This window comes from Streptomyces sp. NPDC007189 (genome assembly GCF_040703635.1).
Lineage (GTDB): Bacteria > Actinomycetota > Actinomycetes > Streptomycetales > Streptomycetaceae > Streptomyces.
Genome location: NZ_JBEYEY010000001.1, coordinates 643325 through 655573, shown reverse-complemented (window position 1 = coordinate 655573; position 12249 = coordinate 643325). Strand labels below are relative to the sequence as shown.

Sequence of the window (12249 nt, the reverse complement as noted above, 5' to 3'; positions counted from 1 at the left end):
CGGCTGCTCCCGAAGGCGTGATGTAAGGGGCGTTCTCCATGGCGAGGCGCCCCTTACGTGCAGCGGAACGTCCCACGCTCAGCAGGGCCCTTGCGAGGTTAGTGATTGAGTACTAACTTACTTCTCATGCCCAGGATGAGTGCAGAGGAGCGGCGCGAGAGCGTCATTCGTGCGGCCATCGCGGAGTTCGCCCAGAAGGGTTACTACGGAACCTCCACGGAAGCGATCGCGACCCGCGTCGGTGTCTCTCAGCCGTACCTCTTCCGGCTCTTCCCGGGCAAGAAGGCGATCTTCACCGCCGCGTCGCTCCGGTGCGTGGACGACACCTGCCGGGTGTTCGAGCAGGCGGCCGAAGGGCTGGAGGGCGAGGAGGCCCTGCACGCCATGGCCAACGCCTACGTGCGGCTGATCACCGAGCAGCCCGAGAAGCTCCAGATGCAGATGCAGACGTACATCACCGTGGCCGCGGCCGAGGCGGAGGGCGACCACGAGTTCGGGGAGACCGTGCGCCGCGCCTGGATGAAGCTCTGGGACACCGTTCACCTGCCGCTGGGTGCGGACGACGGCGAGACCACGACCTTCCTGGCGTACGGAATGCTGATCAACACCCTCGCGGTCATGCGGTTTCCGCCGGAGCACCGGGTCTGGCAGGGGATGTACCCGTCGGCCCGGATCACCGGCCGGCTCGAGAAATAGCAGAACGGGGCCGTACCAAGGGCCTTCTTCTGCGCAGAAAAGTTAGTCATCAATAACTAACTTGATCACTCTCTGGGGGAGAGATGTCACAGCGGAACGCACCGAGCACAGGGCGCGGCAGCGCCGCCTGGGCGCTCGTCGTCACCAGCGTCGCCGGATTCATGGCGGCCCTCGACAACCTCGTCGTCACCACCGCCCTGCCCTCCATCCGCAAGGACCTGGGCGGCGCACTGGACGACCTCGAGTGGACCGTGAGCGCCTACACGCTCACCTTCGCCGTGCTGCTGATGTCCGGCGCGGCGCTCGGCGACCGCTTCGGGCGCCGCCGGCTCTTCATGGCCGGGCTCACCGTCTTCACCGGCGCCTCCGCCGCCGCGGCCATGGCCCCCGGCATCGGCTCCCTGATCGCCGCCCGCGCGGTCCAGGGCGTCGGCGCGGCCGTCATGATGCCGCTCACCCTGACCCTGCTGACCGCGGCCGTGCCCGCCGCCAGGCGCGGGACGGTGTACGGCATCTGGGGCGCCGTGAACGGGCTCGCCGTCGCCTCGGGCCCGCTCATCGGCGGCACCCTCACCGAGCACGTCTCCTGGCACTGGATCTTCTGGCTGAACGTTCCTCTCGGCCTGATCGCCCTCCCGCTCGCCCGGCTGCGGCTCGCGGAGTCCTACGGCACCGGCGCCCGGCTCGACATCCCCGGGACCCTGCTCGCCAGCGGCGGCCTCTTCGGGATCGTCTACGGCCTGGTCCGCGGGCCCGCCGACGGCTGGACCGACACCCTGGTCCTGACCGCGCTCTTCTCGGGCGGCGCGCTGCTGGCCGGGTTCGTCCTCTACAGCTCCCGCGCGGCCGCGCCCATGCTGCCGATGCGGCTGTTCCGGTCCTGTGCCTTCTCCGGCATCAACGCCGCCGGACTGCTGATGTTCGTGGGCATGTTCGGCTCGATCTTCCTGCTCAGCCAGTACATGCAGGGCGTGCTCGGCTACTCGCCCACCGAGGCGGGGCTCAGGATGCTGCCGTGGACCGGCATGCCGATGCTCGTCGCGCCGGTCGCCGGGATCCTCTCCGACCGCGTCGGCGGCCGTCCGGTCGTCGCCGCGGGTCTGTTCCTGCAGGCCGCCGGCCTCGGCTACATGGCCGCCGTGGCCACCACGGACGCCTCCTACGCCGCCCAGCTGCCCGCCCTGATCATCAGCGGGGTCGGCATGGCCCTGTACTTCGCGCCGGCCGCCGATCTGGTCATGTCCAGCGTCCGCCCGCAGGAGCAGGGCATCGCCTCCGGCGCGAACAACGCGCTGCGCGAGGTGGGCGGCGCGCTCGGCATCGCGGTGATGTCGTCGATCTTCTCCGCGCAGGGCGGCTACGACAGCGCCCAGAGCTTCGTGGACGGCCTGCGGCCCGCCCTGGTCACCGGCTCGGCGGTGGTCGCCGTCGCCGCGGCCGCGGCCCTGGCGATCCCGGCCCGGCGGAACGCCGCCCGGCTCGCCGCGGGGAAGGGGCAGGCGACCTCGGGCACCGAGGAGAGCGGTGGCTCCGAGGCCAGTGCCGTTGAGACAACTGGCCCAACGGCCACCGCCGTGGAGACCGCCGCCCTCTGAGGCACGTTCCGGAATCTCGTCACCGCCGACCGCAAGGAGTTCGCGATGCCCGCACTTCCCTGGACCGTGCCGAACCCCCCGCCGCGGGACGCCGAGGTGCACGTCTTCGCCTCGCGCTTCGAGACCCGCTCCCTGCGGGGCGCCCTCCGCTTCCTCGCCCGCACCCCGGCGGTGTGGCGGCAGGCCGGCCGTGCGCCCGGCGCCTACGGGGCCGCCCTCAAGGCGCAGCCGCTGCGGCGGACCTTCTGGACGCTGTCCGCCTGGGAGTCGGCCGACGCGCTGAAGGCCTTCGCCCGATCCGGCGCCCACCGGCCCGCCTCCCGGCAACTGGCCGCCCAGATGCGCGACGTCACCTTCGCCACCTGGCAGACCTCCGGCGACCGGCTGCCGGTGAGCTGGGCGGAGGCGGAACGGCGGCTCAGGTAGACGGGGGAAGGGCACAACGACGTCCACGCGCGCGTGGCCTTCCGGGGGAGGCCACGCGCGCGTACGCGTGTGCCGGAGCCGCCACAGGAACGCACGCGCGCGTGGGCGTGGCGGCCGCGCCCGCCTCCGCGGCCGTCGCCCGCGTGGGTGCGGCGGTGCCGGTGCCGTCTCGTAGTCTTGGGGCCGTGCAGGTACTCCACGACGCCCCTCTTGCCCCGCTGACCACCTTCCGGCTGGGCGGTCCCGCGACGCGGCTGGTCACCGCCGAGACCGACGCCGAAGTGATCGCCGCCGTCCGCGAGGCCGACGACAGCGGGACCCCGCTGCTGGTCATCGGCGGCGGGTCGAACCTGGTCATCGGCGACAAGGGCTTCGACGGCACCGCCCTGCGCATCGCCACGCGCGGTGTCGAGCTGCGCGGTACGACGCTGGAGCTGGCGGCCGGCGAGGTGTGGACGGACGCCGTCGCCCGCACGGTCGAGGCCGGGCTCGCCGGGATCGAGTGCCTGGCCGGGATCCCGGGATCGGCCGGCGCCACGCCGATCCAGAACGTGGGCGCCTACGGCCAAGAGGTGTCCTCCACCATCACCGAGGTGATCGCCTACGACCGGCGCGCCGGGGAGACCGTCACGCTGACGAACGAGGAGTGCGCCTTCTCGTACCGCCACAGCCGCTTCAAGGCCGACCCCGAGCGCTACGTGGTGCTGCGCGTCCGGTTCGCCCTTCAGGACGCGGGCGGGCTGTCCGCGCCCGTGAAGTACGCCGAGGCGGCGCGCGCGCTCGGCGTCGAGCCCGGCGACCGGGTACCGCTGGCCGACGCGCGCGAGACCGTGCTGAAGCTGCGCGCCGGGAAGGGCATGGTTCTCGACCCCGAGGACCACGACACCTGGTCCGCCGGGTCCTTCTTCACCAACCCGATCCTCACCGACGAGCAGTTCGCCGCGTTCCACGCGCGCGTGCGCGAGCGGCTGGGCGACGGGGTGGAGCCGCCCGCCTACCCGGCGGGGGAGGGCCGTACGAAGACCTCCGCGGCCTGGCTGATCGACAAGGCGGGCTTCACCAAGGGCTACGGCACCGGCCCGGCGCGCATCTCCACCAAGCACACCCTCGCCCTCACCAACCGGGGCGCCGCCACCACCGAGGACCTGCTGGCGCTGGCCCGCGAGGTGGTCGCCGGCGTCCGCGAGGCCTTCGGCGTCACGCTGGTCAACGAGCCGGTGACGGTCGGCGTCAGCCTGTAGCCGTACCGACGGCGCTCAGTACGCCACCCCCACCCCCTGCTTCACCGTCCCCGTGTCGTCGATCATCGCCAGCATGGCGTGGGCGACGTCGGCGCGTGCGATGAAGCGGCCCTTGGGCGGGAAGCCGCCGACCACGGTGCGGTAGCGGCCGGTGAGCGGCTTGTCCTGCAGGCGCGGCGGCCGTACGGACGTCCAGTCCGTGCCGCTGCGGGCCAGTTCGGCCTCCATCTCGCGCAGATCGGCGTAGACGTCCTTGAGGATCGCCGAGATCAGGCCGCGCGCGGCCCGGTCCAGGGCGCCTTGGCTCTCGGGGGCGGGGCCGACGGGACCGGCGCTGACCACGAGCAGCCGGCGTACGCCCTCCGCCTCCATGGCGCGCAGGACCGTACGGGTCAGCCGGGTGGCGACCCCGGCGTCCTTGCGGCTGCGCGCGCCCAGGCCGGACAGGACCGCGTCCCGGCCCCGGACGGCGGTGCGCAGCTCCTCGGGGTCGGTCAGGTCGGCGCGGACCACCTCCAGCGCGTCGCCCCTGACGTCGAGCCGGGCCGGATCGCGGACGACGGCGGTGACCCGGTGCCCGGCGCCGAGCGCCTGCCGCACGATCTCCCGGCCGATGCCGCCGGTGGCGCCGAAAACAGTGAGGTTCATGTGGTGCTCCCGTACTCGGGATGGGTGGGTGAGTGTTCACTCACCTCTGCTTCCCTCTAGAGTGGGTAAGCACTCACTCACCCGTCAAGCCAATTGGGAGACCCATGGAGCAGAAGCCGGCGCGTGTCCGCATCCTCGACGCCGCACACGAGCTCATGCTCACCGCCGGACTCGCCCGCGCCACCACCAAGGAGATCGCCCGCGCGGCCGGCTGCTCCGAAGCGGCCCTCTACAAGTACTTCGACAGCAAGGAAGAGCTGTTCGTGCGCGTCCTCGCCGAGCGGCTGCCCCGGCTCACCCCTCTGCTGGGCAGCCTCGCCGCCGAACCGGGACAGGGCACCCTGGAGGACAACCTCACCGAGATCGCCCGCCAGGCCGCCCTCTTCTACGAGCAGAGCTTCCCGATCGCCGCCTCCCTGTACGCCGAGCCCAAGCTCAGGCAGCGCCACTTCGACGCCCTGCGGGAGCTCGGCTCCGGCCCGCACCGGCCCATCCGGGACCTGGACGCCTACCTCCGCGCCGAACAGGCCGCCGGCCGGGTCCGCGCCGACGCCGACACCTTCGCCGCCGCCTCCCTGCTGCTCGGCGCCTGCGCGCAGCGCGCGTTCGCCTACGACGCGACCGACACGGGGGAGCGGCCGCCCGTCGACGAGTTCGCCACGCGGCTCGCGAGGACGCTGCTGGGCGGGATCTCCGTGGCGGGACCGCGCTGACCGCCTCTTCGGCGGCCGGGACGCCGGCCCCTCAGGCCGGCGGGCGGGTCAGCCAGTCGTCCACGCCCGCCAGCAGTCGCGCCTTGACGTCCTCCGGCGCCGCCGAGCCGCGCACCGACTGACGGGCCAGTTCGGCGAGTTCCGCGTCCGAGAAGCCGTGCGCGTGGCGGGCGATCTCGTACTGGGCGGCCAGCCGGGAGCCGAACAGCAGCGGGTCGTCGGCGCCGAGGGCCATCGGGACGCCGGCCTCGAAGAGCGTGCGCAGCGGGACGTCCTCCGGCTTCTCGTACACGCCGAGCGCCACGTTCGACGCCGGGCACACCTCGCAGGTCACCTGCCGGTCGGCCAGCCGCTTCAGCAGCCGCGGGTCCTCCGCCGCGCGCACCCCGTGCCCGAGCCGCGAGGCGTGCAGGTCGTCCAGGCAGTCGCGGACGGAGGCCGGGCCGGTCAGCTCGCCGCCGTGCGGGGCAGACAGCAGACCGCCCTCGCGCGCGATGTGGAAGGCCCGGTCGAAGTCCCGGGCCATGCCCCGCCGCTCGTCGTTGGAGAGCCCGAAGCCGACGACGCCCCGGTCGGCGTACCGCACCGCCAGACGGGCCAGCGTGCGGGCGTCCAGCGGGTGCTTCATGCGGTTGGCGGCGACCAGCACCCGCATGCCGAGCCCGGTCTCCCGCGAGGTGGTGTCGACCGCGTCGAGGATGACCTCCAGCGCGGGGATCAGCCCGCCCAGCCGGGGCGCGTACGACGTCGGGTCCACCTGGATCTCCAGCCAGCCCGAGCCGTCCCTCAGGTCCTCCTCGGCGGCCTCCCGGACCAGGCGCTGGATGTCCTCCGGTGTGCGCAGGCAGGAGCGGGCCGCGTCGTACAGCCGCTGGAAACGGAACCAGCCCCGCTCGTCCGTGGCCCTCAGCCTCGGCGGTTCCCCGCTGGTGAGGGCTTCGGTCAGCGCCTCCGGCAGGCGTACGCCGTACTTGTCGGCCAGTTCCAGGACCGTTGCCGGCCGCATCGAGCCGGTGAAGTGCAGGTGCAGATGGGCTTTCGGCAGCTCAGAGAGGTCACGTACACGCTCCATCCCAGGATCCTGCCGTACGCCCCCGTCCCACCGGTAGCCGTTTCCCCGTACGTGGTCTTGCTCGCACACAGAAGCGGGCCGTTTCCCCGGGGAAACCCGGGGAAACGGCCCGCACGCGCGTGTGGAGCGCAGGAACTAGTCGCGCGCCTCAGCCAGCAGCTTCTGCATGCGGCTCACGCCCTCGACGAGGTCCTCGTCGCCCAGCGCGTACGACAGCCGCAGATAGCCCGGCGTGCCGAAGGCCTCGCCCGGGACGACCGCGACCTCGGCCTCCTCCAGGATCAGCGCGGCCAGCTCGACCGTGTCCTGCGGGCGCTTGCCGCGGATCTCCTTGCCGAGCAGCGCCTTGACCGACGGGTAGGCGTAGAAGGCGCCCTCGGGCTCCGGGCAGACCACGCCGTCGATCTCGTTGAGCATCCGCACGATCGTCTTGCGGCGCCGGTCGAAGGCCTCCCGCATCTTCGCCACGGCCTGAAGGTCACCGGATACGGCGGCCAGCGCGGCCACCTGCGCCACGTTGGAGACGTTCGAGGTGACGTGCGACTGCAGGTTGGTCGCGGCCTTGACGACGTCCTTCGGGCCGATGACCCAGCCCACGCGCCAGCCGGTCATGGCGTACGTCTTCGCCACGCCGTTGACCACGACGCACTTGTCGCGCAGCTCGGGCAGCAGCGCCGGCAGGGACACCGCGGCGGCGTCGCCGTACACCAGGTGCTCGTAGATCTCGTCGGTGAGCACCCACAGGCCGTGCTCCAGGGCCCAGCGGCCGATCGCCTCGGTCTCGGCCTCGGAGTACACCGCGCCGGTCGGGTTGGACGGGGAGACGAAGAGCACGACCTTCGTCTTCTCCGTGCGCGCCGCCTCCAGTTGCTCCACCGAGACCCGGTAGCCGGTCGTCTCGTCGGCCACGACCTCCACCGGGACACCGCCGGCCAGGCGGATCGACTCGGGGTACGTCGTCCAGTACGGCGCCGGCACGATGACCTCGTCGCCCGGGTCGAGGATCGCGGCGAACGCCTCGTAGATGGCCTGCTTGCCGCCGTTGGTGACGAGGATCTGCGAGACGTCGGGCTCCCAGCCGGAGTCGCGCAGCGTCTTCGCGGCGATCGCGGACTTCAGCTCGGGCAGACCGCCGGCCGGCGTGTAGCGGTGGTACTTCGGGTTCTTGCAGGCCTCTACGGCCGCCTCGACGATGTAGTCCGGGGTCGGGAAGTCGGGCTCGCCGGCGCCGAAGCCGATCACCGGACGCCCGGCGGCCTTCAGGGCCTTGGCCTTGGCGTCCACGGCGAGGGTGGCGGACTCGGAGATCGCGCCGACTCGGGCGGAGACCCGGCGCTCGGTGGGTGGGGTTGCAGCGCTCATGGAGCCCATCGTTCCAGACCGGAAATGTCCCCGGCACACGGGTTTCACGGACTGAACAACCAGGGGTCGATGCGTGAACACGGGTCCGAATCCGGCCCCCGGCCAGGACGATCTTTGGTCGGGCGCCCCCGGACGGGCTCTTTCTGTTCGACGCCGGGCCCCGGACCACGTACACTCTCACCTCGTTGGCCTTCGGCAGCCGCCGCCGAGCCGGTGCACACCGCGCACCCGTCCGGATGCGGTACGTTGGGGGACACACAAAGGGTCGTAGCTCAATTGGTAGAGCACCGGTCTCCAAAACCGGCGGTTGGGGGTTCAAGTCCCTCCGGCCCTGCTACACACACCGCCAGGATGTGTGCGCATGTACGTACTGCAATGCACCGCCGTGCGGCTCAGGAACCGGGCGCGGCACGGCCACGACCCGGGATCAGGTGAGGACGAATGACGGACGCCGTGGGCTCCATCGACACGCCTGACGCCCAGGACGAGGCGCTCGAGTCGAAGAAGAAGGCCCGCAAGGGCGGCAAGCGCGCCAAGAAGGGCCCGCTGAAGCGCCTCGCCACGTTCTACCGCCAGATCATCGCGGAGCTCCGCAAGGTCGTCTGGCCGACGCGTAACCAGCTGACGTCGTACACGACCGTGGTGATCTTCTTCGTCGCCATCATGATCGCGCTGGTGACCGTGATTGACTATGGGCTCAACCACGCGGCCAAGTACGTCTTCGGCTGAGCCAAGAGCGAAGGGCGCCGTGGTACCGGCGCCCGTTTTCGCATGTTCCACCCCTATGTATCCAGGAAGAAGCAGCCACCGTGTCTGACCCGAACCTGAACGACGACGCCATCGAGCCTCGCGGCAACGCTGCCGAGATGGTGGACGACGAGCTCGACATCGTCGAGGGCGCGGACGAGCAGGACGAGTTCGAGGCTGCCGAGGCCGAGGCGGGGGAGCCGGCCGAAGAGGCTGCCGTGAACGTCGAGGAGGAAGAGGGCGAGGCCGCCGACGAGGAGGCCCCCGCGGAGGCGGAGGCCGCCGAGGAGGAGCCTGCCGCGCCGGTCGACCCCGTCGAGGCCCTGCGCGAGGAACTGCGTTCCCTGCCCGGCGAGTGGTACGTCATCCACACCTACGCCGGTTACGAGAACCGCGTGAAGACCAACCTGGAGCAGCGCGCCGTCTCGCTGAACGTCGAGGACTACATCTTCCAGGCCGAGGTGCCGCAGGAAGAGGTCGTCCAGATCAAGAACGGCGACCGCAAGACGATCAAGCAGAACAAGCTGCCGGGTTACGTCCTGGTCCGCATGGACCTGACCAACGAGTCCTGGGGCGTCGTCCGCAACACCCCGGGCGTCACCGGCTTCGTCGGCAACGCCTACGACCCGTACCCGCTGACCCTGGACGAGATCGTCAAGATGCTCGCCCCGGAGGCCGAGGAGAAGGCCGCCCGCGAGGCCGCCGAGGCCGAGGGCAAGCCCGCCCCGCAGCGCAAGGTCGAGGTCCAGGTGCTGGACTTCGAGGTCGGCGACTCGGTCACCGTCACCGACGGCCCGTTCGCCACGCTGCAGGCGACCATCAACGAGATCAACCCCGACTCGAAGAAGGTCAAGGGCCTGGTGGAGATCTTCGGCCGCGAGACGCCGGTCGAGCTCTCCTTCGACCAGATCCAGAAGAACTAGTCCTTTTCTGGACTTCGTGCTTCCGCGCAGGTCAGGCAGGCCGTCACGGTCCGCCTGACCTGCACGGTTTTCAGCCGCCCATCTATACCCGTTATCGTTGTGCGGTATGCCTGCGTCAGGATCGCGATCCGCGCGCGGGCATGGACCCGAATGAAAGGACCCGGAGAGCAATGCCTCCCAAGAAGAAGAAGGTCACGGGGCTCATCAAGCTCCAGATCAACGCCGGTGCGGCGAACCCGGCTCCGCCGGTCGGCCCCGCGCTGGGCCAGCACGGCGTCAACATCATGGAGTTCTGCAAGGCCTACAACGCCGCGACCGAGTCGCAGCGTGGCTGGGTCATCCCGGTGGAGATCACGGTCTACGAGGACCGTTCCTTCACCTTCGTGACCAAGACGCCGCCGGCCGCCAAGATGATCCTCAAGGCCGCGGGCGTGGAGAAGGGCTCCGGCGAGCCGCACAAGACCAAGGTCGCCAAGATCACCGAGGCGCAGGTCCGCGAGATCGCCCAGACCAAGATGCCCGACCTCAACGCCAACGACCTGGACGCCGCGTCGAAGATCATCGCCGGCACCGCCCGCTCCATGGGCATCACGGTCGAGGGCTGAACCCCACCCCAGCAGTCCATGCGGCCGTGACCGGTCGCACGTGGCAGGGCCTGCTCGGCCCCAGGACCACGACTCCTTATCAGAACACACAGGAGCAAGTTGTGAGCAAGCGCAGCAAGGCTCTCCGCGCTGCGGACGCCAAGGTCGACCGGGAGAAGCAGTACGCCCCGCTCGAGGCCGTCCGTCTCGCCAAGGAGACCTCCACGACCAAGTTCGACGCCACCGTCGAGGTCGCCTTCCGTCTGGGTGTCGACCCGCGCAAGGCCGACCAGATGGTCCGTGGCACCGTGAACCTTCCGCACGGCACCGGTAAGACCGCCCGGGTCCTGGTCTTCGCGACCGGTGACCGTGCCGAGGCCGCGCGTGCCGCGGGCGCCGACATCGTCGGCGCCGACGAGCTGATCGACGAGGTCTCGAAGGGCCGCCTGGACTTCGACGCCGTCGTCGCCACCCCGGACCTCATGGGCAAGGTCGGCCGCCTCGGCCGCGTCCTCGGCCCGCGTGGTCTGATGCCGAACCCGAAGACCGGCACCGTCACCCCCGACGTCGCCAAGGCCGTCTCCGACATCAAGGGCGGCAAGATCGAGTTCCGCGTCGACAAGCACTCGAACCTGCACTTCATCATCGGCAAGGCGTCCTTCGACGACACCAAGCTGGTGGAGAACTACGGCGCCGCGCTGGAGGAGATCCTCCGTCTGAAGCCGTCCGCCGCCAAGGGTCGCTACATCAAGAAGGCCGCCATCACCACCACGATGGGCCCCGGCATCCCGGTCGACCCGAACCGCACCCGCAACCTCCTCGTCGAGGAGGACCCGGCCGCCGTCTGAGCCGTCCGCTCACCCCGGTAGCCGCGTCAGGTACGCGTGAATGAGGGCGGGCCCTGCAACCTTCCAGGTGCGGGGCCCGTCCTTTCTTTGTACGGCCGCTGGCCGTACGGCTTTCTTCGGACGGCCTGTGGGACGGCTGTCAGTGGCCTGGGCTACGGTGCAGGCACTCGACTTGCATGGGGGTAGGACAAGATGAAGAGCACGACGGCGCGCCGGATGAGCCTTTCCATAGCGGCGGTGGCCGCGCTGACCGGGGTGGCCGCGTGCGGCTCCTCCGGCTCCGGGAAGGACGGCAAGGCGGCCGGCGGCGGCGCGATCAACGTCAGCCCCATCGCCGCGCTGCGCACCGCCGAGCAGTCCACGAACAAGGCCGACTCCGCCAAGGTGCGGGGCACCACGTCCCTCGGCGACCTGATGTCGATGACCGCGAACGGCGCGCTCACCTGGGGCCACGGCCTCAAGGGCAACCTCACCATCACCTACACCGGTGGGCAGATGGCCGAGATGATGCGCAAGGCCGGCACGGAGTCGATGCAGGCCCGCTATCTGCCGGACGCCTACTACGCCAAGATGAGCGACCAGTTCGCCCAGGAGGCGGGCGGCAAGCACTGGATCCGGTACGGCTACGACGACCTCGCCAAGTTCAGCGGCGCCTCCGGCTCGTACCTGAAGGACCAGGCCCAGACCTCGACGCCGAACCAGTCCGTGAAGATGCTGCTGGCCTCGGGTGACGTGAAGAAGGTCGGCGAGGAGACCGTCTCCGGCGTCCGCACCCGGCACTACGCGGGCACGGTGAACGTCGCCGACCTCGCGGGCCGCAGCAGCAACCTCAGCGCGGACCAGCTGGCGGCCCTGAAGAAGCAGCTGAGCCAGGCGGGCATCACCACCGACACCGTCGACATCTGGATCAACGACCAGAACCTGCTGGTGAAGAAGACCGAGAAGGCGAACACCGCCCACGGCGTCCTCAACAGCACCGCCTACTACAGCGACTACGGCGTGCCGGTCTCCGCCGAGGCGCCGCCGGCGAGCGACACCAAGGACTTCAAGGACCTGATGAAGTCCCTCGGCACCGCCGGCTCGGGCAACACGTCGACCGGTTCCGGCACGGGCATCACGTCCTGAGGCTGCTGCCGCCGGGCTCCTGAGCCCGGCGGGGAGCCCCTGAGCCCCCCCAGCAAGCTCCTGGACAGCCGGAGAAGCCCGGAAGCGCAAGCAGGAGCCGTAGGCCCCCAGGGCGCCGTAGAGCCCGATTTGCTCGGCGGTGCCCTGGTCCCGTACTCTCTTGCAGAAGCCAAAGACCGCTGGTCGTTGCCGTGCGCTCCTCGTGAGGGTGCGGTGGCCGAAGGATCCGCTGAAAAGTGGGCGACCCGCGCAGGTGACTGTGGAAGAAC

The 12249-nt window shown here is 70.7% G+C and carries 13 protein-coding genes and 1 tRNA gene; 11 read left to right on the top strand and 3 right to left on the bottom strand.

Annotation, left to right across the window (positions count from 1 at the left end; translation table 11 throughout):
* The first annotated feature begins 126 nt into the window (after positions 1 to 126).
* The 4 genes from AB0950_RS03035 (at position 127) to AB0950_RS03020 (ending at position 3958) form a co-directional block, all read left to right on the top strand.
* Entirely contained in the window at positions 127 to 696 is a 570-nt protein-coding gene (locus AB0950_RS03035) for a TetR/AcrR family transcriptional regulator (RefSeq protein ID WP_360574658.1), read from the top strand.
* A gap of 83 nt (positions 697 to 779) precedes the next feature.
* Complete coding sequence (locus tag AB0950_RS03030; RefSeq protein ID WP_366777646.1) at positions 780 to 2291, top strand: DHA2 family efflux MFS transporter permease subunit; 1512 nt, start codon at positions 780 to 782, stop codon at positions 2289 to 2291.
* A gap of 45 nt (positions 2292 to 2336) precedes the next feature.
* Complete coding sequence (locus AB0950_RS03025) at positions 2337 to 2717, top strand: DUF3291 domain-containing protein (RefSeq protein ID WP_360574656.1); 381 nt, start codon at positions 2337 to 2339, stop codon at positions 2715 to 2717.
* Positions 2718 to 2902: 185 nt separating this feature from the next.
* Entirely contained in the window at positions 2903 to 3958 is a 1056-nt protein-coding gene (locus tag AB0950_RS03020) for a UDP-N-acetylmuramate dehydrogenase (protein WP_360149692.1), read from the top strand.
* A 15-nt stretch (positions 3959 to 3973) separates the two neighbouring features.
* Here AB0950_RS03020 and AB0950_RS03015 read toward each other — a convergent pair whose 3' ends face one another.
* Entirely contained in the window at positions 3974 to 4606 is a 633-nt protein-coding gene (locus AB0950_RS03015; RefSeq protein ID WP_361980540.1) for an NAD(P)-binding oxidoreductase, read from the bottom strand.
* Positions 4607 to 4710: 104 nt separating this feature from the next.
* On the opposite strand from AB0950_RS03015, the gene AB0950_RS03010 reads away from it, so the two are divergent.
* A complete protein-coding gene (locus AB0950_RS03010; protein WP_360149686.1) occupies positions 4711 to 5319 on the top strand; it encodes a TetR/AcrR family transcriptional regulator in 609 nt (202 codons plus the stop codon).
* A gap of 31 nt (positions 5320 to 5350) precedes the next feature.
* Here the strand turns inward: AB0950_RS03010 and AB0950_RS03005 are convergent, their stop codons facing one another.
* Positions 5351 to 6391, bottom strand: a complete 1041-nt coding sequence (locus tag AB0950_RS03005; protein WP_360149683.1) for an adenosine deaminase — start codon at positions 6389 to 6391, stop codon at positions 5351 to 5353.
* A 135-nt stretch (positions 6392 to 6526) separates the two neighbouring features.
* Positions 6527 to 7753, bottom strand: a complete 1227-nt coding sequence (locus AB0950_RS03000; RefSeq protein ID WP_366777645.1) for a pyridoxal phosphate-dependent aminotransferase — start codon at positions 7751 to 7753, stop codon at positions 6527 to 6529.
* A 261-nt stretch (positions 7754 to 8014) separates the two neighbouring features.
* On the opposite strand from AB0950_RS03000, the gene AB0950_RS02995 reads away from it, so the two are divergent.
* The 6 genes from AB0950_RS02995 (at position 8015) to AB0950_RS02970 (ending at position 11980) form a co-directional block, all read left to right on the top strand.
* A tRNA-Trp gene (locus AB0950_RS02995) sits at positions 8015 to 8087 on the top strand.
* 107 nt (positions 8088 to 8194) lie between these two features.
* The gene (gene secE, locus AB0950_RS02990; protein WP_023547417.1) at positions 8195 to 8482 is read left to right on the top strand and encodes a preprotein translocase subunit SecE; all 288 of its coding nucleotides are present in this window, start codon (positions 8195 to 8197) and stop codon (positions 8480 to 8482) included.
* 80 nt (positions 8483 to 8562) lie between these two features.
* A complete protein-coding gene (nusG, locus tag AB0950_RS02985; protein WP_360574653.1) occupies positions 8563 to 9423 on the top strand; it encodes a transcription termination/antitermination protein NusG in 861 nt (286 codons plus the stop codon).
* A 170-nt stretch (positions 9424 to 9593) separates the two neighbouring features.
* The gene (gene rplK / locus AB0950_RS02980; RefSeq protein ID WP_031167035.1) at positions 9594 to 10028 is read left to right on the top strand and encodes a 50S ribosomal protein L11; all 435 of its coding nucleotides are present in this window, start codon (positions 9594 to 9596) and stop codon (positions 10026 to 10028) included.
* Between the two features lie 101 nt (positions 10029 to 10129).
* Complete coding sequence (gene rplA, locus AB0950_RS02975) at positions 10130 to 10855, top strand: 50S ribosomal protein L1 (RefSeq protein ID WP_360149672.1); 726 nt, start codon at positions 10130 to 10132, stop codon at positions 10853 to 10855.
* A 192-nt stretch (positions 10856 to 11047) separates the two neighbouring features.
* Positions 11048 to 11980: a hypothetical protein gene (locus tag AB0950_RS02970; protein ID WP_360149669.1), complete on the top strand. Its 933-nt coding sequence runs from the start codon at positions 11048 to 11050 to the stop codon at positions 11978 to 11980.
* The last annotated feature ends 269 nt before the right edge of the window (positions 11981 to 12249 follow it).